Origin of the sequence: Psychrobacillus soli (assembly GCF_006861775.1) — a bacterium.
Taxonomy (GTDB): domain Bacteria; phylum Bacillota; class Bacilli; order Bacillales_A; family Planococcaceae; genus Psychrobacillus; species Psychrobacillus soli.
Genome location: NZ_VDGG01000020.1, coordinates 26929 through 46619 on the forward strand (window position 1 = coordinate 26929; position 19691 = coordinate 46619).

Below are 19691 nucleotides of genomic sequence, written 5' to 3' on the forward strand. Positions count from 1 at the left end.
ACAACTCCTTTTCTTTGATTCGTATCTAGTTTATACTATGGACAATCACCGATATATAGATAATATCAAGTCTTTTTGGGGTTTGACTTGATTAATGAAAGGAGTTGAGAAAATGTTAGATAACACAGATATCAGTATCTTAAATGAACTAACCAAGAACAGTCGTATCACTATGAAAGAACTGGGGGAAAAAGTCCATTTGACTGGACAGGCTGCTTCTGCGAGGGTTGCAAAATTAGAGGATAGCGGAGTGATTGAAGGGTATACAATTAAAGTGAATCAAGTTAAAATGGGCTATTTTATACAAGCCTTTATTACGATTATCACACAAAGCACTTATCATCAACCCTATCTATCGTTTTTAAAAACACAAGAACCATACATAATCCATAATAATAAAATCAGTGGAGACGGTTGTTACCTTCTTGAGTGTAAATTTCCATCTAATGAAAAACTGGATGAATTTCTGGAAGACTTAAACGAACATGCAAATTATAAATTATCGATTGTCATTAATAAGTAGTGTGTATCAATAGAGTTGCCCAGATGGTAATGTTGACAACATACCTGCGTGGGTATATTATAATGCTTGTCAGTAATTTTGTGATTAACATGGAGGTGAGTTCTTATGGAATATAATGATCAACTAAAAAATAGAGTAAAGCGTATGGAAGGGCAACTTCGAGGGATTCTAAAAATGATGGAAGAAAATAAAGATTGTAAAGAGGTCATTACACAGTTGTCTGCTGTTCGCTCAGCAGTAGATCGAACAATAGGTGTGATTGTAAGCTCAAACCTAGTTGAATGTGTTCAAGAGGCTGAAAAAAATGGAGAAAAAACGGACGAACTAATTAAAGAGGCTGTCAACTTACTTGTAAAAAGCAGATAAGAAAGTTTGGTTGACAGCTTTTTTTTCTTTTGTTAATATACCCATAGGGGTACCGGTAAAAATAATCTGATGGAGGAACAAATATGATGATAAATAAAGTATTAGATGCCAAGGGATTAGCATGCCCAATGCCAATTGTAAAAACAAAAATGGCCATAAACGAACTTGAAGTAGGTCAAGTATTAGAAATTCATACAACAGATAAGGGGGCTAAAAGCGATTTTCCAGCATGGGCTAAATCAGGTGGGCATGAACTTTTGAAGCATGAAGAGGAAAGTGATGTATTAAAGTTTTGGATAAGAAAGGGTTAATTTTTTTTAATTAAGTAAATACCCATACCGGTATGTGTAATGGGTATTTAACAGGGAGATGCAACAGATGGAATACGTTAGTTATATAGTAATTACGCTATTCTTGTTTTTTATCTTACAGCTTATTCTACCAACAAAAGGTGTTAGACATATATCATCAACTGATTTAAAAGAGGAACTAGTTAACAAGGATAAGCAATTTATTGATGTCAGTACACCTGGTGAGTTTAAAGGAAATCATATCCGGGGTTTTAAAAATATTCCTCTATACCAACTTTCTCGAAAAGCGGATAAGGAGCTTTCAAAGGAAAAAGAAGTGATTGTCATTTGTCAAAGTGGGATGAGAAGCCAAAAAGCAAGTAAAGTGTTAAAGAAATTGGGGTTTACAAAAGTAACAAATGTAAAAGGTGGCATGAGTGCTTGGGTCTCATAAAAAAGAGAAGGAGGATATTTCGATGAAAGAAATGACTGCAAAAGAAGTAGAGTCTTTAATAAATAAAGGAAAGCTATTAAATATCATCGATGTACGTGAAGTAGATGAAGTAGCAGAAGGGAAAATTCCCGGAGCAATAAACATTCCATTAGGATTAGTCGAATTTCGTATGCATGAATTAGATAAGTCAAAAGAATATATCCTAGTTTGTCGTTCAGGAGGAAGAAGTGGTCGTGCAACAGAATTCCTGGAAGACCAAGGTCATAATGTGATCAATATGCAAGGTGGCATGCTTTCTTGGGAAGGCAAGGTAGAGTAAATTTTTTAATAGTTTTAATACCCCTAGCAGTATTAAAGATAGGGGAATGAAAAGGATTTACAAATAATCAGTGAGGAGAGATTTGAAAATGAATTCAGTAACAGTTTACACAACAACACAATGCCCGTATTGTGTCATGCTGAAGAACTTTTTATCAGAACAAAACATCCCTTTTAATGAAGTGAATGTTGAAACACAACCTGAAGTGATGCAACGACTTGTAAAAACGACGGGGCAAATGGGCGTGCCTCAAACTGAGGTAAATGGCCAATGGATTGTAGGATTTGATCCAAATAATATTATGATCGCATTAAGAAATGGAGGAAAAATAAATGAATAGAAAAGTAGCAATTATCGCAAGCAATGGTGGATTATTTGATGCATACAAAGTGTTTAATATCGCAACTGCAGCTGCTGCAACAGATCAAGAAGTAGCGATTTTCTTCACATTCGAAGGACTGAACTTAATCCACAAAGAGGCAAATCAGCAACTTCCGATGCCGGAAGGAAAAGAGCATTTTGCAGAAGGATTTACAAAATCCAATGTTCCATCCATTCCAGAATTAGTTGCGATGGCTCAAGAAATGGGTGCTACATTTATTGGCTGTCAAATGACAATGGATGTTATGGGATTAGATAAAGAGGATTTTATAGATGGAATTGAAGTAGGCGGTGCTGTCACATTTTTAGAATTTGCTAAAGACGCGGATGTAACATTGACATTTTAACTTGGCTTAGTAGAAGTATTCCGCTTCTATAAGTGGCGGCTTGTTTACTCAGGTAGATTGCATATTATTAATTGTAATGGAGGAATGTTAACGATGGCAGAAATGAAAACAAGTTTAAATATTGTTTGGCATGGTGGAGTAACAGGGAATGGGACGCTAAAAGCAGAGTATCTTGATACAAAAGTCGCTATTCCAACCTCTTTTGGGGGGAGCGGGAACGGGGCAGATCCAAAAGAGTTACTAGTTTCTTCAGCAGCAACTTGTTTTATAGCAACTCTTACTTATATGCTTGATAGCAGAAAACTACCTGTAGTAGAACATACAATAAATTCAGAGGTCATGATATCGGAAGATGGATTTAACATAACTCACTATCCACAAATCATTTTATCTGCGGATGCAACAGAAGCACAAATTCAATCAGCACAAAGAGCAATTGAAGGAGCAGATAAAGGGTGCGAAGTCGGAAATTTATTGAAAAAAGCAGGCGTTATTATTGAAGTACAAGGTAAAGTTTCTTTGAAATAAAGACACAGATATAACATGGATATTTTAATATTTTTTTGAACAATAATATACCGTAGGAGGTAAGGGTATGTATATAAATACAATGACTTCAAAAGAAGTAACAAAAAAAGTATTGAACAAAGAAGAACTATTTATTTTAGATGTTCGAAATACGAATGATTTCGCAGACTGGAAAATCGAAGGTGAAAACTTTGATCATTTAAATGTTCCATACTTCGAATTAATGGATGGGGTGGAAGGAATCTTGGATGAGATTCCTACTGATAAAGATACACTCGTTGTTTGTGCAAAAGGGCGTTCATCTATCATGGTTGCAGAAATGCTTACAGAGGCGGGAATATCTGTTTTTTCCCTAGACGGTGGAATGAAAGCATGGAGTGAACATTTAGCACCTGTTAAAGTTGGGGATTTAAAAGGGGGTGGAGAGATTTATCAGTTTGTACGAATTGGTAAGGGATGCTTGTCTTACATGATCGTCTCAAACGGTGAGGCTGCCATTATTGATGCGGCAAGAATGACGAATGTCTATCTTGAATTTGCCGATCGTATTGGCGCAAAAATTACCTATGTATTTGATACACATCTACATGCCGATCATATTTCTGGTGGAAGAAAACTTGCTGAAAAAACAAACGCAACATACTGGCTTCCACCAAAAGATGCTGTAGATGTAACGTTTGATTATGAACCACTAGAAGATGGAGATGTAGTGACAATTGGTAATGCTTCTATAAATATTCATGCGTTATATTCTCCAGGTCATACAATTGGATCGACATCATTTGTTGTGGACGAAAGGTTCTTACTATCAGGAGATATTTTATTTATTGATTCAATTGGAAGACCGGACCTTGCTGGGTTAGCGGAAGATTGGGTTGGAGATTTAAGAGAAAGTCTATACACGAGATACAGAGATTTATCTGGGGAACTAATGGTACTACCAGCACACTTTATGATTATTGATGAATTAAATGCAGATGGTAGTGTATCTGAAAAGTTAAGTACGCTCTATGAAACAAATCATGGACTAAACATTAAGGATGAAAATGAATTTAGAAAAATGGTGACTGAAAATTTACCGCCACAGCCAAATGCATATCAAGAAATTCGAGAGATGAATATGGGGAAAGTTACCTCTGATGAAGAAACACAACGTGAAATGGAAATTGGACCAAATCGTTGTGCAGTTCGATAAAAAGGTTGAAGATGACCAAAAAGGGAACCCATAGTAGGTTCCCTTTTTAGAAGGAGGTTAAAATGGATATAAGCTTTATTGCTATCATCTTCTTCATTGGATTAATAGGCTCATTTATTTCGGGAATGTTAGGAATAGGTGGATCCATTATTAATTTCCCTATGTTGCTGTATATCCCTTCTGCGCTTGGTATTGCCCAATTTACAGCCCATGAAGTATCAGGAATAACTGCAATCCAAGTGTTCTTTGCGACGATTGGCGGTGTCTATGCTTATCGAAAAGGTGAATTTTTAAATAAGAAATTAATCGCTTACATGGGTGTTAGTATTTTAATCGGTAGTTTTTTGGGGGGGTTAGGTTCTACACATATGCCTGAAAGTGGAATCAATTTGGTATATGGAATTTTAGCGATAATTGCAGCCGTCATGATGTTCATACCTAAAAAAGGACTTGATGACATACCGCTAGAGCAAATAAAGTTTAACAAATGGCTTGCCGCATTACTTGCATTAATCGTTGGGATAGGAGCAGGTATTGTTGGTGCAGGAGGCGCATTCTTGTTAGTACCGATCATGCTTACCGTTTTAAAAATACCTACACGAATGACAATAGCCTCTTCCTTGGCTATCACACTTATTTCATCGATTGGTGCGATCTCTGGGAAAGTGTCAACGGGGCAAGTGGAATTCTTACCATCACTTATTATGGTGGTTGCTAGCTTATTTGCCGCACCACTTGGGGCGATGGCTGGAAAAAAGGTAAATACAAAAGTGTTACAGGTGATTCTAGCTTTCTTAATATTTGTAACGGCAGTGAAGATTTGGTTAGATATATTATTTACGAACAATTAATAAGTTTCATTCATAAAGAAGGCAATACTATACGAAATCATCGATAGGAGGTATAAACTTGCAAGAAAAAAAGTTGCAAACCTATGAAAATCACACACGACTTCACCCTTTACAACATTTTATATTCATGCCGATTGGTGCAATTACATTATTGGTGGCAATTATCTTTACAATTACGAGCATCGTGAAAGATGATTTTTCCTTCATTACATTTTTAATAATGGCTTTAGTTATCATGAGTATTATTGCAGGACTACTCGCAAGGATGAATGCGTTAAAAGTTCAAGATCGGACGATTCGAGTGGAGGAACAATTGCGCTATTTTATGTTAACAGGATCACCAATCGACTCTCATATTACGATGCCGCAACTGATAGCCTTGCGCTTTGCTTCAGATGATGAGTTTCCTGGTCTTGTTTCAAAAGCCGCATTAACTGGCATGACACCTGATGAAATAAAAAAAGAAATTCAGCAATGGAGAAAAGACGAGCACCGGGTCTAAAATAGGTGCTATGGTGTGGATTGTTTGCGCAATCCTTTTGACGCTAGTTGGGATGTTGGAGGTGAAACTATATGGAACGGATTAAATCGGTAGAAGCATGGCGAAGTTTATTGGGAAAGTCAAAAGAACAACCTTTTCTTCTATTTAAATTCAGTATGACTTGCCAAAGTAGCCTATCAGCCATGAAAGAATTACAAGCGCTTGATACAGAACTTCCTAAATACATCGTCATTGTACAGGAGGATAGGCTTGTTTCGAATACAATTGAAAAAGATTTAGGAGTGAAGCATGAATCACCTCAACTTCTAATCTTAAAAGGTGAAAAAGGAATTTGGCAAGCTACTCATTACAAAATAAAGAAGTCCCTAGTAAACGAGGCAATTAATACGTATGTTTGATTACTGGTGACTGGTATCAAAAAATTAACCCTATGAAAATGAAAGGAGAAGGTATGGTTACATTAACATCACTTACCTCAGTAGAAAAGTTTATCGAGGATCATCAGTTTAGTTTTTTATATGTATCAAGAACTAATTGTGGCGTATGTCACGCTATATTGCCTCAGTTAAAGGATTTACTGAAAGAATTTCCACTCATTGAACTAGGCCATATAAATGCAGATGATGTCGAAGAAATAGCTGGACGTCTTTCGATTTTTACGGTACCTGCACTACTTTTATTTGTAGATGGTAAAGAAGTTATAAGGGAAGCACGTTTTGTTCAAATGCAATCTTTGCGTGAAAAAATGAGTAAAGTTTATAACATGATTGTTACGGAACCAGAGTGATTTTGGTTCATTCACTTTTATTGAAAATATTTCATTTAGCAATTAAAGATGCAAAAAATACACAGAAAGGATGATTAAGAGATGAATCATTGGAATGCACGTTTTCGAACAGAGAATTATGTTTATGGTAAGGAACCAAATGTCTTTTTAAAAGAATTCCAAAACAAATTAAATGTATCTGGTAATGCTTTGGCCATAGAATTGATTTACATTTTAATTAAATGAATACCCAATTTCATCAGACTTTCACAAAGCTTTAGTACTAAAGATATGAAGCAATAAGTCGGGAGGGTTTAACTGTGACACTGACGAGTATACATTTGTCCATTGCTATTATCATTTTAAGTTGGAGTATGGGATTTCTCACTTACTACTTTATAAGTGATTTAGCAAAGGAAAAAAAGAAAATCAATATGGAAGAAATATTAGGTCAATTGGTGAATTTCGTTATTTTTATTTGGTTAGGAAAAATCATTTTGAACTTTTCGATCTTTATAGTAGATCCGTTGGCTATATTGTCTTATCCAAGTAACTCACATGCATTTTACGTAGCTGTTCTATTTAGTTTGATAACAATGGTGATTCAATCTAAGCGCAGAAGAATTGATGTGCTTCCATTATTAAATGCTTTTACACATATATTTTTAATTGCCTCATTTGTGTACGAATTCATGCGAGTTATTTGGAATAATAATACTTATTCAATTGGATATATAGGTTTAGTCGCGTTGTTAATAGTTGCATTTGTAGTTATGCGTGATTTTGTATCCCCTCACTGGTTGAATCTATTGATATTCCTTGGATGGACAATAGGTAGTTTAGGATTGGCAGTTAAGATGCCAATCATGATGGTATTTGGTTATACTATGGCACCATGGTTTTTAGTTTTAATGCTCATCATAAGTTGTTTATTAATTATTTATCAAAAAAAGAAGGAGGGTGCTATAAGTGGGGGGAATTGAGACAGATACGATGTTAGGGATAGGGGTGTTTTTAGCGTTAGGAGCAGGGGCATTATCGTTTTTATCGCCTTGTGTGTTACCGATTTTTCCCGCGTACTTATCCTATATTACTGGAATCAGTGTCAAGGAACTGCAAGGAAATCATGATATGAAAATACGAAGTAAATTATTAAGCCATTCCGTATTCTTTTTGTTAGGTGTATCCCTTGTTTTTATTGCCTTAGGAATGGGAGCTTCCTATTTTGGGCAATTTATTCAAACATTATTAATAGGTGATACAGGGCTCCTTATTCAACGTTTAGCTGGAGTGTTCATTATCTTCATGGGGCTTTTCGTTGGGGGATGGATTAATATTACAGCATTAATGAAGGAAAGGCGTTTTCAATCTGCCAAAAGACCAGTCGGCTATTTAGGTACATTTTTTGTGGGCATGGGTTTTGCAGCTGGTTGGACACCTTGTATTGGGCCGATCTTCGGTTCAATTTTATTCCTGGCGGCAAGTCACCCAGGTCAAGGAATCATATACACGGTAATGTATGCATTGGGGTTTGGATTGCCATTTCTTCTCTTGACATTTTTCCTAGGATCAACCAAGTGGATTACTCGACATAGTCAAGTAATTATGAAAACAGGCGCTGTGATTATGATAATGATGGGACTTTTATTATTTACCGGTCAAATGCCACGCATCACTGAGTTTTTACTGAAATTAGTGCAAGATACATGGTTCGAAAAATTAGGGTGAAGGAGGTAATGGGGAATGAAAAAGGCGATTCTTGTAGCAATAGTAATGGGGATGCTTGGTTGGGCAGTTTACGACTTTGTATTCGCTTCAAAGGAAAAAGCTACTCAGGAAGAGGATAGAACAACCGCGCAACAGATAAATAATTCAGGAGAAGAATCTAAAAAGGTAGGAATTCGTAAAAGTGAGCTCGCTCCTGATTTTGAACTTACTACATTAGATGGTGAGACAGTGAAGTTGTCAGATTATAAAGGTAAACGAGTTATGCTAAATTTTTGGGCAACATGGTGTCCCCCGTGTCGCGCCGAGATGCCTGATATGCAAAAGTTCCAGAAAAATAAGGACGTACAAGTTTTGGCGGTGAATTTAACTGAAACAGAATCGAATCTGGGTACTGTACAAAAGTTTGTAGATGAATTGAACTTGACGTTGACAACTCCTTTAGATGACGAATCTGCTGTCTCAAATGAATATCAGGTTATGGCTTATCCCACTACGTATATGATTGACTCGCATGGGCGAATTCAATTTGTCACGATGGGTGCAATGAATTATGACTTCATGGTACAGCAGTTTGAAATGATGCAGTAAATATCTTCTATCATACAAACAATCATTCAGTATTTTGTTTCAAATAATAAAATTAACTATCGAATTTTTGTTTTTAGAAATAATTGATTTAAGATTTTGTCAGAGAACACTACTAACTTGTGAAATGATGATTCATCCAAACGATCAGACTCATCGCCAAGTACAAGATCCATTTTGGGAACTGATGACGACTGTACAAGGTTGGTTCCCTGTTAAAAATTAATCGATTTCTCATACCAATTGTCCAAGCTATTTTATGATAGCTGAGGACAATTTTTTGCTCTAGGAATTTTTAAAACTTATGGTATGTGAAAGTGTAAAGAGTGCTTCATAGTAATTGGCATCTCACATTAACTAAGCCCTTAACTTTGAGAATTGATTGCTTTTCACCTTGTATCGAATTTATCCACAAACCTTTAATCGTTTGTCCTCTTTGAGCGATTTGGTTGTATGTACTACAGAAGATATTCGATTCTTTGTGGGCCACATCAACATGTGTTAATAATTGCTTGGGTGATTGGGGAGATGCCTCCCAAAGCGGCAAGACAGTCACAATGGAAAGATTAAGAATGGGGGAGTAAAGAACAAGCACAAAAAAGGAACAGGTTCATTTTTTAAAGAATAAGAAAGTATATAATCTTCCTTTTCATAAACCCAGTGTCTCGGCTGTTTTGGAGTAAAGGATCGATTCCATAATACTGTTGATTTCCGTTCCAGGCGTACGCTTTCGGCGGGGTGAGCGATGAGCCATCACCGCCGAAAGCGTACGTTGTAATATCTCATCTTTCTCACTCATCCTGCTGGAGTCGCCGCCTTCCACTACAATCAAGCAAATGTTTTCTAATCAATCATAAAAGAAAGAATAACTAAAAGATCAGTATATAATTTTTGAGTGCATAAAATCACTTGTACATGGAAGGATAGGAAAATGCAGTGGATTGTACATAAGGTAAGGTAGAGGGGGTGGATCTATTAGCTAGTAAGAATCTAAAAGAAGAGCATTTCAGCTAATTTTCTTCTATTGGTAAAAGAGTATATGACCCACAAATAGTTAGCATCTATTGTATAGAGGAGCTACTTGGGCACCCGAAATTGCATCTTCGGGTGCTTTTTTTATAAGTTGGAAAGCATCTTTTCACTCATTATCCAAAAAGAACTTAACCTTATTCGTATAGTTGAAGGAAGGCGACGGACAGACAAACGCCATAAGATTACCGAGAAAAGAGAGGTTGGTCGTGACGTTAGTCACGACCAGCCTCTCTTAAAAATCAATCGGTAATGATATAGCAAAAAGTCTGTCCAAAGACCTCAGAAAACGTTACAAAACAGGTTTTGTACTTAGAGGGTACTTGCACTTTTCTGATGACCTGTTCCTCATTCGTTCATTAATTTCGAACTAGATAATCGAATGCACCTAAAGCAGCAGTCGCACCTGATCCCATTGAAATAATGATCTGTTTATATGCGCTGTCCGTGCAGTCTCCTGCCGCAAATACGCCAGGTACGTTTGTTGCGCCACGCTTATCGACAACGATCTCGCCAAATTTCGTGCGTTCAACGGCGTCACCTAGCCATTCTGTACTCGGCACAAGACCGATTTGAACAAATACACCAGCTAGTTTGATATGATGTTCTTCACCAGTTTCACGCTCAATATAAGTAATACCGTTTACGCTATCAGTACCGGTAATTTCCTTCGATTGAACATTTTTCAGAACCGTAACATTCGGCAAGCTATAAAGACGCTCTTGTAGAACAGAATCGGCTTTCAACTCTGGCATAAATTCAAGAACGGTTACATGGTTTACAATCCCTGCAAGATCAATCGCTGCCTCTATACCGGAATTACCACCACCAATAACAGCAACATCTTTACCTGCAAATAATGGCCCGTCGCAATGTGGGCAGTATGCGACGCCTTTGTTTTTAAACTCAGCCTCGCCAGGAACTCCAACATTGCGCCAACGCGCTCCTGTTGAGAGGATAACGGTTTTACTCTTTAGAACGGCACCGTTCTCCAGTTCAATTTCAACTAGATCTTTCTTTTCCAAACGTTTCGCACGCTGTAAGTTCATCACATCGACTTTGTACTCTTTTACATGTTCCTCAAGACTTGAAGCAAGTTTAGGGCCTTCAGTATGTTTAACACTAATGAAGTTTTCGATCGAAGCTGTGTCTAAAATCTGACCACCGAAACGATCGGCAACAATCCCTGTACGAATGCCTTTACGTGCCGCATAAATTGCTGCACTTGCACCCGCTGGTCCACCGCCGATAACGAGTACATCATACGGATCTTTATCGGTAAATTCCGATGCATCTGGTCCGCTTCCCAGTTTCGCTAAGATTTCTTCAATAGTCATACGACCGCTAGAGAATGAATCTCCATTTAGTAATACAGTCGGAACCGCCATGATGTTTTTGCTTTCCACTTCATCTTTAAACGCTGCGCCGTCAATCATCGTATGCGTAATACCAGGATTTAACACGCTCATTAGGTTAAGTGCTTGTACAACTTCTGGACAGTTTTGACAGCTTAAACTAATATACGATTCGAAGTGATACTCGCCTTCAAGGTTTTTCACTTGCTCGATTACTTTCTCATCTACTTTAGGAGCTCTGCCGCTCACCTGCAATAAAGCAAGAACGAATGAAGTGAATTCATGTCCAAGTGGAATACCAGCAAAAGTAACGCCAGTATCTTCACCGATACGATTGACACTAAAACTCGGTGTTCTTTCTAAATCCACCATTTCTACTTTAATGCGGGATGACATCGTAGCTAATTCATCCACTAGCGCTGCCATTTCACGCGAGACCTTATCTTCCCCAGCGCTAACTTTAAGTAGCACATCGCCCTCCATCAATTCAAGATATTGGGCTAATTGTGCTTTTATATCTGTGTCTAGCATATTCCATCTACTCCTTATATTTTCCCTACAAGGTCAAGGCTTGGTTTAAGTGTTTCTTCGCCTTCTTTCCATTTTGCTGGGCAAACTTCACCTGGGTTGTTGCGAACATATTGTGCCGCTTTGATTTTGTCAATGAGAATACTCGCGTCTCGACCGATGCCATCCGCATTAATTTCAGCTGCTTGAACGATGCCGTCTGGATCGATAATGAACGTACCGCGTTGTGCAAGGCCTGCTTCTTCGTCAAGCACATCAAAGTTGCGTGAAATAGTTTGTGCAGGGTCACCGATCATAATATATTCCAGTTTGCTAATCACATCTGAATGATCATGCCATGCTTTGTGCGTAAAATGTGTGTCCGTTGAAACGGAATATACTTCTACTCCAAGTTCTTTTAGTGTTGCGTATTGATCTTGAAGATCTCCAAGTTCAGTAGGGCAAACAAATGTAAAATCTGCTGGATAAAAGCAAACGACACTCCACTGATCTTTTAGGTTTTCATCAGAAACCTCGATGAACTCACCGTTCCCGCTATTGTAAGCTGATGCTTTGAATGGTAGTATTTTTTTTCCTATTAATGACATAATAAATATTCCTCCTAGTGTGTTTTTGTACATAGTTAGTTTAGGTTATATAGTCCAGTCCTAAACGGCAGTAATGATAATATACTTACTGCTTCTTAACTATAATAATTATAATTACATAATTATTGTCGTATAAGTGAGCTTATTTGTCAACAATATTGCTTGAGTTTATCAGTAGGTTTGTCACTCAGTGCCAATACTAATAGTTGTTGTATGAATGAAATGCTGAATCCTATTTTATTTCCATGCTCCCACAAAAGAAAGAAAAGTATACTTTATTTTTCCTTTTATATTCTCAATTATCCTGATAAATTCTCAGTTACAGAATATTCAGTCGATTGAGATGTGCTACTGATGTTGCCTTAAACAGACAATTTAGGTCGCGAAAAATTTAAACTACTAACCAAAATGGGGAGTTGACATAAGTAATCTCTCTTTTTATCCCGTTCATGTGGCGTTGTATGTATAGGGGACAGACGACAGTTTTAAGATAGGTTTATATCTTGTATTTTTTCGTTACTTTTCCAGTCTTAATAATTGCTCTTTCATTTCTAAGCCGCCTCGATAGCCAGTCAATTTTCCACTTTTTGCGATAACACGATGACATGGAACTGCGATTAAGACAGGATTGGCACCAATAGCGGTTCCGACTGCGCGTACGGATTGTGGTTTTTGGATTCGTTCTGCAATATCTGTGTATGAAACTGTCTGTCCATAAGGAATGTCTTGCAATGCCTTCCAGACAGATTGTTGGAACGGTGTGCCATGAAGATCCAAGGACAATGTGAATTCTTTTCGAAATCCTTCGATGTAATCAATCAATTCTACGGCGTACAACTGCAGTACCTCCTCGTTTTCCAACATATCGTAGTTAGGCAGTCGTTTTTTTACCCATGCAGTAAGTTCCTCGAATGAGGCATTTTGTGAACCGATATAACATAACCCTTCTAATGTTGCAGCAATATACATGTTCCATTGTCCGTGATTCCACAACATCCAATAGACGATATTTTCATTTTTTTTCTCCATTTTCATGTGCCTCCATTATGATTTTTTGATACTGCTTTGGCGTGTGACCTGTTTTGGTTTTGAATAACGTGATGAAATAAGGTGTATTTGAAAATCCCACTTCTAAACCGATTTGAGCAATAGATTTACTCGTAGTTTGAAGTTTTTTCATAGCATTCGAAATTCTAACTTGTTGGATGTATTCCATAGGAGTGATTCCTACAATTCTCTTAAATGTCCGTTGTAAATGATAAGAGCTTCCATGACAGATGTCAGCTAATTTTTCCAATGATAATGGGTTGGGGTAATTTGCGTTTATATATTCTTGCATTTGGACTACCCATTCTTCATCCGGTAAACGTATACCACCAGGCTTGCATCGCTTACAAGGGCGGAAACCTTCAGCTAGTGCCTCTTCGACATCGTTAAAAATAAGTACATTTTCTCTTTTCGGATCTCTCGAATTACAGGAAGGCCGGCAGCAAATACCTGTCGACGTTACCCCATAGATAAAGTTGTCATCGTACGACTTATCATTATGTGTAATAGCTTGCCATCGTTCATCAGTCAATTGCATAACATCTTTATTACTATTCATGGAATCACCTCTTTCTATTCTTAGTATACCCGCAAGTACCACGTGAATAGTGTATATAAGTATATAAAAGCAAGATAACGAAACTTCTTATTATTTTCGTCTAATCGGGTGATTAATATGGTGTAAGCAAAAATATTGAAAGTCAAAACAGGTCAGAGTATAATTTAGTTATAGTCAAATATAGTCAAAGTCAAATAGTTGAAATATAAACAAAAGATTTAAGGAGGAATGGAAGATGAAGTGTCAACAATGTGGTAACAATCAAGCAACTATGAATATATCATTACAAATGAATAACCAAAGAATACAAATGCATATGTGTCAGCCATGTTTTAATGAAATTCAAGGGACACTAGGCGCAGGAGGGATGTCATCATTTAATGGAAATGATGCATTTGCAAAACACTTTTCCCAAGGGAACGGTGGTAATCAAACAAGAGCGCGAACAGTTCAATCATCAGGAAATGGTTTGCTGGACCAACTCGGTAGAAATATATCAAATGAAGCAAGAGACGGGTTGATCGACCCGGTCATTGGTCGTGATCAAGAGATTAAGCGTGTGATGGAAACATTAAATAGAAGGAACAAAAATAATCCAGTCCTAATCGGTGAGCCTGGTGTTGGTAAAACTGCTATTGCCGAAGGACTTGCAGTTAAAATACTTGAAGGCGACGTCCCATTCAAGTTATTGAATAAGGAAATCTATTTGTTGGATGTTGCTTCATTAGTAACGAATACAGGTATACGTGGCCAATTTGAAGAGCGTATGAAGAAGTTAATTGAAGAGCTTCAGGAAAGAAAAGATGTCATTTTATTTATTGATGAAATCCATTTATTAGTTGGTGCTGGATCTACTGAAGGTTCGCAAATGGATGCAGGAAATATTTTGAAACCCGCTTTGGCACGGGGAGGTTTACAACTAATCGGTGCGACGACATTAAAAGAGTATCGTCAAATTGAAAAAGATGCAGCACTTGAACGACGTTTTCAACCAATTATTGTAAAAGAACCGTCTGCGGAAGATACCGTGAAAATCTTATATGGTATCAAAGATCGCTATGAAGAATTCCATGAAGTACATTATTCGGATGAAGTCATACAAGCTTTTGTTACATTGTCCCAACGTTATATTCAAGACCGCTTCTTGCCAGATAAAGCAATTGATTTAATGGATGAAGTGGGTGCTCGTTTAAATCTTATCCATTCGGAAAAAGACTCTCATTCGATTGAATTCCGATTAAATGAAGTAAGCAAAGAAAAAGAACAAGCAGCTGAATCCGAAGACTATGAAAAAGCTGCAAATTTACGTTATGAGGAAATCCAACTTCAAAAACAGTTGGAAGAAGTTAAAAAAGATGGGGAAGTAGCTCGTGTAGATGTGTCTATCGCACATATTGAAAGTATTGTTGAAGAAAAAACAGGGATTCCTGTTACGAAACTGCAAGAAGCTGAACAAGCGAAAATGAAAGGAATTGCTGAAAGTCTTGGAGCAAAAGTGATTGGTCAAGCTAGTGCTGTTGATAAAATCGCTAAAGCTATTCGCCGGAGTCGTGCAGGTTTAAAATCAAAACATCGCCCAATCGGTTCATTCCTTTTCGTTGGTCCAACTGGTGTTGGTAAAACAGAAATTACGAAAGTGCTTGCCGAAGAATTATTCGGCTCACGCGAAGCATTGATCCGACTGGATATGAGTGAGTATATGGAGAAACATGCAGTATCTAAAATCATTGGATCACCTCCAGGTTATGTTGGTCATGAAGAGGCAGGTCAATTAACAGAAAAAGTCCGCCGAAACCCATACTCCATTCTATTGCTCGATGAAATTGAAAAAGCACACCCAGATGTACAAAATATATTCTTGCAAATCATGGAAGATGGTCGCCTGACAGATTCACATGGACGAGCCGTCAGTTTTAAAGAAACAGTCATCATTATGACAAGTAACGCTGGAACTGGCGACAAAAAAGTGAACGTAGGGTTCAACCGCACCGAACATGAATCCGTCACGATATTAGAAAATTTAAGTGAGTACTTCAGACCAGAGTTTCTAAATCGTTTCGATGCAATCATTCCATTTAACGAGCTTTCAGAAGAGAACTTACTGGAAATTGTGGACCTCATGCTAGTAGATTTACAAACAACTATGGAGGAAAATGATATTGAAATTACGATTACAGCTGAAGCCAAACAAGCATTAGTCAATCTTGGTTATGATAAACGCTTTGGTGCAAGACCTCTACGCAGAGTCATTCAAGACAAAATTGAAGATCAATTAACGGATCTTCTTTTAGAAGAAGATACAATTGCGAAGGTGCATGTAGATGTGTTAGATGAAGAGATTGTGGTTACGAAAGCATAAGTGAAGAAAAAATCCCGCTGAATACGATTCAGTGGGATTTTTGTGCTTTAAGAGACTGGCGTTATACAATTTACTTGTTTATTATCAAATTCTATATTAGCTTGATAAAGCACTAAAAGAAAAGAACACTGTGTGTCGATTAAATGTGTACTAACAATAAGTGGTACTAGATTCAAACTAGTACCACTTATTGGATCTTCTATATATTAATTATGCAGGTTTATGTGCAATAATTATGAGCTTTCCTTTGTCGAGCTCTTCTTCTGCAGCGGCAGCTTCTTCTTTTGATAAACCTACTGATTCCATTTTGTTTCGAAGTTCATCTCCGCGAGAAGTGAACATATTTTTCATGGAGTCAAGGAAGCCTTGTTCTTTCATACCCACATCTTTCGTATCAAGAGCATTGTTTATATCGTCGGCTCTTTCTTTGAAATGGGCGAAAATATGAATGTGGTCTTTTGAATACCCTTGTGACTCCAATGTCTCGATTTCTTGTTTTGCTTGTACGGCATTTTCTACAGTTAATTTGACAGTCATTATAATTCCTCCATTTGTTGTTTTATTTGTGGTATAACTATCTTTACCCTTCCTGATATGATTTAAACAAAAATAAAATTATGTAGAATCAAAAAGTGTGAAAGAATATAATGACTTTGATATGCTTAAAAGAAAAAAGAATGGAAGTTGTTCATATGGATAAGAAAGCGGAACAAATAGCAAGCTTTAAGGCGGCAATGGGCAATTACCCGACAGGTGTTACGGTTGTAACAGCATTTAACGAAGAGGGGAAACCAATGGGGTTAACAGTGAACTCTTTTGCATCAGTTTCTCTAGAACCACTGCTTATCCTATGGTCTATTGATAAGCGAGTGTATTCGTATGAAGATTTTTTAAAGGTAGACAAATTTACAGTAAATATTTTAGCGGCGGATCAAGGGGATCTATGTACGTTATTCTCCAGCAAAGTAGAAGACCGTTTCAGTAAATGTGACTGGAAAAAGTCGGAGTTAGATTTACCAGTACTTGCAAATACGTTAGCTACTTTACAATGTAAAGTATTTAGCCAAATTGATGCAGGAGATCACACAACGATCATAGGTGAAGTTCTAGACATTCAAAATGAAAGTAAAGAGCCGCTATTATACCATCGCCGAACAATTGGTGCGATCCCGGAAGAGTTTTATCATTAAGAATATAGACTGCCAGCTAAGTATCTTTCACTTAGGAGGCAGTCTTTTACTATTCAAAAGGTTCATATAAAGAGAAGAGTTCGGCTTGCTTCAAGACATCTTGTACCTATAATATGTCGAAATCATAGGCGTTTCACATCAAGTAAACTTGCTATTTTAACAATTGGTTGCTCTCACCGGCGATTTGGTTGCTCTCGCACGGATTTGATNGTAGAATTGATTGCTTTCAATGAACGATCTGTTGCCCTATGCCATTTACTGGATTCACGCAGTCGTAAATTGGAGGAAATTTTATTTTTAGTGAGTTGATACGGAGTAAGTATGTAATTCCCAGTGGTCACTAAGAAGCAGTATCCCTATTATGCGCGTCATCCCATTTATCATTCCCTTTTGTTATCTCGGAATTGTTTATAAAGGAAAAGGTTATATATCGAAAAAATTCAGAAATTATAGCATAATCAGATTGTAAGTACTTTTATTAATTTCAGAAAAGAGGTTTTTAGATGGGAAGAGTTGTGCATTTCGAAATTCATGTGGATGATATGGACAGGGCTAAGAAATTTTATGGTGAGGTATTTGGTTGGCAGTTTGAAGATTGGAGCGGATTTGCAGGAACACCTTATTTTGGAGCTATTACAGGGAACAAAGAGGAAATGGGGATTGATGGTGCGTTAATGCAACGCAGAACAACATCACCTGAAAGTGGTCAAAGTATGAATGCATTCGTTTGTACGATGCAAGTGGAAGATTACGATGCGACAGAAGCAGCCATTTTAGCTCATGGCGGTACAGTTTCTGTTCCTAAACATCCTTTACCAGGAATGGCTTGGCAAGGATATTTTACGGATTCAGAAGGAAATATTATTGGTATTCATCAGCCGGATGAAAATGCTAAATAAATGATTAGTGCCAGGAACCGATGCTATGAATAGATCGGATACCTGGCACTTTACACTTATTCAAAATCTAATTTATAATCATTTGCTTTAATCCATTTTAACTTTCGAGAAAAGACATAGATAAGACCGACATTTAACAAAATCGGAAGAATTAAAAACGTACTTAACATGATTGTGATATTTTCAATTGTCCATCCACCATCTGCTAAGTTTATGTAATTTAAAGGACCGACTAATCCAGACAAACCAAACCCTGCACTGTAAGGTGTTCCTTGAATATTTAACACTCCTGCTAAAGCACCTAGAATTGCTGCTGTAATAAGCATAGGAAAAGCAATTTTCGGTTTCATAAAGAAGTTTTTCATTTGAATTTTGGGTGAACCTAGAACATGTGCAAGTGCGGTTCCAAGACTATTTGCTTTGTAACTTGCAATTGCTAAACCAACACCTGTTGCTACAATACCTAGATTTGCAGCACCTGAACCAATTCCAGAAAGCATAATAACTGTCGCGACCCCGACAGTAGAAATTGGGGAGAGAATAATAAGACTAAACACTACTGCTATAATTGCTCCCATCAAAACTGGTTGTAGCGTTGTAACATGTGCAATAGCTTCACCTAATAACCCGGTAGACTTTTTCATAAATGGTAATAGTAAATACCCGATCATCCCCGGAACTAAAATACTTAATGTAGGAATAAGTAGGATGGAATATTCTTTTAATCGATTGCCGACAAGCTGCACGAATAATACAGTGAGTCCTGCAGTAATTCCAGTGTTAATAACAATTCCAATACCTTGAAGTGCAAACAATCCATCTGCAGTTTTTTGGATAGCTCCACTACCAACCAATGCAGCAATACCAACGCTTGCTGTTTGAATTGGCGTTAAATTAAACTTAATTCCTACCATAACGCCGATCATTACTGGTAACAAACTCATGACAAATACAGTAATGTCAAATAAATGCTGTAATGCTGGAAAGTGAGGGATTAATAACTTTAAAATTTCGCCTAGCAATGCATTGGGGATCAATGCCACTACAATCCCAATGCTCATCCCGGTTAATAACTTACTGAAAAAGTCTTTCATGTTACTAATCTCCATTTCTATGTATAATGCTGTTAATTATAGGGAGTATTCAGAAACTTTTCAATATACTTTAACGCTTTAAAGTGAGAGTGTGTAAAGTGGCGTCAAAAATATATTATATATAGATACATATGTGTGATTCCATTACATTTCTATTTTTGCCTAGTAAAGACAGAAAAAATCCCTTTGAACGATATATTGTTCAAAGG

Annotated in this window: 25 protein-coding genes; 19 read left to right on the plus strand and 6 right to left on the minus strand. The window is 37.2% G+C overall.

All coding sequences use genetic code 11. From position 1 onward, the window contains the following. The first annotated feature begins 112 nt into the window (after positions 1 to 112). The 16 genes from FG383_RS11150 (at position 113) to FG383_RS11230 (ending at position 8838) form a co-directional block, all read left to right on the plus strand. Positions 113 to 523 carry an Lrp/AsnC family transcriptional regulator gene (locus FG383_RS11150; RefSeq protein ID WP_142607469.1) on the plus strand — a complete coding sequence of 137 codons (411 nt, stop codon included), beginning with the start codon at positions 113 to 115 and terminating at the stop codon, positions 521 to 523. A 105-nt stretch (positions 524 to 628) separates the two neighbouring features. Beyond that, the gene (locus FG383_RS11155) at positions 629 to 889 is read left to right on the plus strand and encodes a metal-sensitive transcriptional regulator (protein WP_142607470.1); all 261 of its coding nucleotides are present in this window, start codon (positions 629 to 631) and stop codon (positions 887 to 889) included. 83 nt (positions 890 to 972) lie between these two features. Further along, positions 973 to 1200, plus strand: coding sequence for a sulfurtransferase TusA family protein (locus FG383_RS11160; RefSeq protein WP_142607471.1), 228 nt, complete (start codon positions 973 to 975; stop codon positions 1198 to 1200). 67 nt (positions 1201 to 1267) lie between these two features. After that, entirely contained in the window at positions 1268 to 1633 is a 366-nt protein-coding gene (locus FG383_RS11165) for a rhodanese-like domain-containing protein (RefSeq protein ID WP_142607472.1), read from the plus strand. Between the two features lie 22 nt (positions 1634 to 1655). After that, positions 1656 to 1952 (plus strand): rhodanese-like domain-containing protein, encoded by a 297-nt coding sequence (locus FG383_RS11170; protein ID WP_142607473.1) that lies wholly within the window; start codon positions 1656 to 1658, stop codon positions 1950 to 1952. An 88-nt stretch (positions 1953 to 2040) separates the two neighbouring features. Next, positions 2041 to 2292 (plus strand): glutaredoxin family protein, encoded by a 252-nt coding sequence (locus FG383_RS11175; RefSeq protein ID WP_142607474.1) that lies wholly within the window; start codon positions 2041 to 2043, stop codon positions 2290 to 2292. Further along, positions 2285 to 2680 carry a DsrE/DsrF/DrsH-like family protein gene (locus tag FG383_RS11180; protein WP_142607475.1) on the plus strand — a complete coding sequence of 132 codons (396 nt, stop codon included), beginning with the start codon at positions 2285 to 2287 and terminating at the stop codon, positions 2678 to 2680. The genes FG383_RS11175 and FG383_RS11180 overlap by 8 nt, the downstream gene beginning before the upstream one ends. Positions 2681 to 2773: 93 nt before the next feature. Further along, complete coding sequence (locus FG383_RS11185; protein ID WP_185907913.1) at positions 2774 to 3208, plus strand: OsmC family protein; 435 nt, start codon at positions 2774 to 2776, stop codon at positions 3206 to 3208. Positions 3209 to 3275: 67 nt separating this feature from the next. Then, a complete protein-coding gene (locus FG383_RS11190) occupies positions 3276 to 4403 on the plus strand; it encodes an MBL fold metallo-hydrolase (RefSeq protein ID WP_142607477.1) in 1128 nt (375 codons plus the stop codon). Positions 4404 to 4465: 62 nt separating this feature from the next. Then, positions 4466 to 5254: a sulfite exporter TauE/SafE family protein gene (locus tag FG383_RS11195; RefSeq protein ID WP_142607478.1), complete on the plus strand. Its 789-nt coding sequence runs from the start codon at positions 4466 to 4468 to the stop codon at positions 5252 to 5254. 58 nt (positions 5255 to 5312) lie between these two features. Further along, positions 5313 to 5756, plus strand: a complete 444-nt coding sequence (locus FG383_RS11200) for a DUF6526 family protein (protein ID WP_142607479.1) — start codon at positions 5313 to 5315, stop codon at positions 5754 to 5756. 71 nt (positions 5757 to 5827) lie between these two features. Beyond that, complete coding sequence (gene ytxJ, locus FG383_RS11205) at positions 5828 to 6154, plus strand: bacillithiol system redox-active protein YtxJ (protein ID WP_142607480.1); 327 nt, start codon at positions 5828 to 5830, stop codon at positions 6152 to 6154. Between the two features lie 53 nt (positions 6155 to 6207). Then, a complete protein-coding gene (locus FG383_RS11210; protein ID WP_142607481.1) occupies positions 6208 to 6543 on the plus strand; it encodes a thioredoxin family protein in 336 nt (111 codons plus the stop codon). Positions 6544 to 6842: 299 nt separating this feature from the next. After that, on the plus strand, positions 6843 to 7505 hold the full coding sequence (locus FG383_RS20915) for a hypothetical protein (protein ID WP_185907914.1): 663 nt from the start codon (positions 6843 to 6845) through the stop codon (positions 7503 to 7505). After that, on the plus strand, positions 7492 to 8250 hold the full coding sequence (locus tag FG383_RS11225; RefSeq protein WP_142607482.1) for a cytochrome c biogenesis CcdA family protein: 759 nt from the start codon (positions 7492 to 7494) through the stop codon (positions 8248 to 8250). The genes FG383_RS20915 and FG383_RS11225 overlap by 14 nt, the downstream gene beginning before the upstream one ends. A gap of 15 nt (positions 8251 to 8265) precedes the next feature. Then, entirely contained in the window at positions 8266 to 8838 is a 573-nt protein-coding gene (locus FG383_RS11230; RefSeq protein WP_142607483.1) for a TlpA disulfide reductase family protein, read from the plus strand. Between the two features lie 1385 nt (positions 8839 to 10223). On the opposite strand, the gene ahpF is transcribed toward FG383_RS11230, so the two are convergent. The 4 genes from ahpF to FG383_RS11250 all read right to left on the minus strand — a co-directional run bounded on the left by ahpF (position 10224) and on the right by FG383_RS11250 (position 13940). Beyond that, positions 10224 to 11750 (minus strand): alkyl hydroperoxide reductase subunit F, encoded by a 1527-nt coding sequence (gene ahpF / locus FG383_RS11235; protein ID WP_142607484.1) that lies wholly within the window; start codon positions 11748 to 11750, stop codon positions 10224 to 10226. Between the two features lie 14 nt (positions 11751 to 11764). After that, on the minus strand, positions 11765 to 12334 hold the full coding sequence (gene ahpC / locus FG383_RS11240; protein WP_142607485.1) for an alkyl hydroperoxide reductase subunit C: 570 nt from the start codon (positions 12332 to 12334) through the stop codon (positions 11765 to 11767). 516 nt (positions 12335 to 12850) lie between these two features. After that, the gene (locus FG383_RS11245; protein WP_142607486.1) at positions 12851 to 13363 is read right to left on the minus strand and encodes a methylated-DNA--[protein]-cysteine S-methyltransferase; all 513 of its coding nucleotides are present in this window, start codon (positions 13361 to 13363) and stop codon (positions 12851 to 12853) included. Further along, the gene (locus tag FG383_RS11250) at positions 13347 to 13940 is read right to left on the minus strand and encodes a bifunctional transcriptional activator/DNA repair enzyme AdaA (RefSeq protein ID WP_142607487.1); all 594 of its coding nucleotides are present in this window, start codon (positions 13938 to 13940) and stop codon (positions 13347 to 13349) included. The genes FG383_RS11245 and FG383_RS11250 overlap by 17 nt, the downstream gene beginning before the upstream one ends. A gap of 235 nt (positions 13941 to 14175) precedes the next feature. Between FG383_RS11250 and FG383_RS11255 the strand changes: the two genes are divergently transcribed. Further along, entirely contained in the window at positions 14176 to 16299 is a 2124-nt protein-coding gene (locus FG383_RS11255; RefSeq protein ID WP_142607488.1) for an ATP-dependent Clp protease ATP-binding subunit, read from the plus strand. A 210-nt stretch (positions 16300 to 16509) separates the two neighbouring features. On the opposite strand, the gene FG383_RS11260 is transcribed toward FG383_RS11255, so the two are convergent. Continuing rightward, a complete protein-coding gene (locus FG383_RS11260; RefSeq protein WP_142607489.1) occupies positions 16510 to 16836 on the minus strand; it encodes a YflT domain-containing protein in 327 nt (108 codons plus the stop codon). Positions 16837 to 16991: 155 nt separating this feature from the next. On the opposite strand from FG383_RS11260, the gene FG383_RS11265 reads away from it, so the two are divergent. Together FG383_RS11265 and FG383_RS11270 are read left to right on the plus strand one after the other, a co-directional pair. Further along, entirely contained in the window at positions 16992 to 17489 is a 498-nt protein-coding gene (locus tag FG383_RS11265; protein WP_142607490.1) for a flavin reductase family protein, read from the plus strand. Between the two features lie 503 nt (positions 17490 to 17992). Continuing rightward, the gene (locus tag FG383_RS11270) at positions 17993 to 18388 is read left to right on the plus strand and encodes a VOC family protein (RefSeq protein ID WP_142607491.1); all 396 of its coding nucleotides are present in this window, start codon (positions 17993 to 17995) and stop codon (positions 18386 to 18388) included. 56 nt (positions 18389 to 18444) lie between these two features. Here the strand turns inward: FG383_RS11270 and FG383_RS11275 are convergent, their stop codons facing one another. Further along, on the minus strand, positions 18445 to 19482 hold the full coding sequence (locus FG383_RS11275) for a PTS sugar transporter subunit IIC (protein WP_142607492.1): 1038 nt from the start codon (positions 19480 to 19482) through the stop codon (positions 18445 to 18447). Positions 19483 to 19691: the final 209 nt, after the last annotated feature.

What these genes read in the sequence shown, in the direction of transcription:
- FG383_RS11175 (WP_142607474.1), top strand. Translation starts at nt 2,041, where the DNA reads ATGAATTCAGTAACAGTTTACACAACAACACAATGCCCGTATTGTGTC.
- FG383_RS11155 (WP_142607470.1), top strand. Translation starts at nt 629, where the DNA reads ATGGAATATAATGATCAACTAAAAAATAGAGTAAAGCGTATGGAAGGG.
- FG383_RS11250 (WP_142607487.1), bottom strand. Translation starts at nt 13,940, where the DNA reads ATGAATAGTAATAAAGATGTTATGCAATTGACTGATGAACGATGGCAA.
- FG383_RS11165 (WP_142607472.1), top strand. Translation starts at nt 1,268, where the DNA reads ATGGAATACGTTAGTTATATAGTAATTACGCTATTCTTGTTTTTTATC.
- FG383_RS11150 (WP_142607469.1), top strand. Translation starts at nt 113, where the DNA reads ATGTTAGATAACACAGATATCAGTATCTTAAATGAACTAACCAAGAAC.
- ytxJ (WP_142607480.1), top strand. Translation starts at nt 5,828, where the DNA reads ATGGAACGGATTAAATCGGTAGAAGCATGGCGAAGTTTATTGGGAAAG.
- FG383_RS11185 (WP_185907913.1), top strand. Translation starts at nt 2,774, where the DNA reads ATGGCAGAAATGAAAACAAGTTTAAATATTGTTTGGCATGGTGGAGTA.
- FG383_RS11230 (WP_142607483.1), top strand. Translation starts at nt 8,266, where the DNA reads ATGAAAAAGGCGATTCTTGTAGCAATAGTAATGGGGATGCTTGGTTGG.
- FG383_RS11255 (WP_142607488.1), top strand. Translation starts at nt 14,176, where the DNA reads ATGAAGTGTCAACAATGTGGTAACAATCAAGCAACTATGAATATATCA.
- FG383_RS11180 (WP_142607475.1), top strand. Translation starts at nt 2,285, where the DNA reads ATGAATAGAAAAGTAGCAATTATCGCAAGCAATGGTGGATTATTTGAT.
- FG383_RS11160 (WP_142607471.1), top strand. Translation starts at nt 973, where the DNA reads ATGATGATAAATAAAGTATTAGATGCCAAGGGATTAGCATGCCCAATG.
- FG383_RS11270 (WP_142607491.1), top strand. Translation starts at nt 17,993, where the DNA reads ATGGGAAGAGTTGTGCATTTCGAAATTCATGTGGATGATATGGACAGG.
- FG383_RS11245 (WP_142607486.1), bottom strand. Translation starts at nt 13,363, where the DNA reads ATGGAGAAAAAAAATGAAAATATCGTCTATTGGATGTTGTGGAATCAC.
- FG383_RS11210 (WP_142607481.1), top strand. Translation starts at nt 6,208, where the DNA reads ATGGTTACATTAACATCACTTACCTCAGTAGAAAAGTTTATCGAGGAT.
- ahpC (WP_142607485.1), bottom strand. Translation starts at nt 12,334, where the DNA reads ATGTCATTAATAGGAAAAAAAATACTACCATTCAAAGCATCAGCTTAC.
- FG383_RS11260 (WP_142607489.1), bottom strand. Translation starts at nt 16,836, where the DNA reads ATGACTGTCAAATTAACTGTAGAAAATGCCGTACAAGCAAAACAAGAA.
- ahpF (WP_142607484.1), bottom strand. Translation starts at nt 11,750, where the DNA reads ATGCTAGACACAGATATAAAAGCACAATTAGCCCAATATCTTGAATTG.
- FG383_RS11265 (WP_142607490.1), top strand. Translation starts at nt 16,992, where the DNA reads ATGGATAAGAAAGCGGAACAAATAGCAAGCTTTAAGGCGGCAATGGGC.
- FG383_RS11190 (WP_142607477.1), top strand. Translation starts at nt 3,276, where the DNA reads ATGTATATAAATACAATGACTTCAAAAGAAGTAACAAAAAAAGTATTG.
- FG383_RS11170 (WP_142607473.1), top strand. Translation starts at nt 1,656, where the DNA reads ATGAAAGAAATGACTGCAAAAGAAGTAGAGTCTTTAATAAATAAAGGA.
- FG383_RS11195 (WP_142607478.1), top strand. Translation starts at nt 4,466, where the DNA reads ATGGATATAAGCTTTATTGCTATCATCTTCTTCATTGGATTAATAGGC.
- FG383_RS11275 (WP_142607492.1), bottom strand. Translation starts at nt 19,482, where the DNA reads ATGAAAGACTTTTTCAGTAAGTTATTAACCGGGATGAGCATTGGGATT.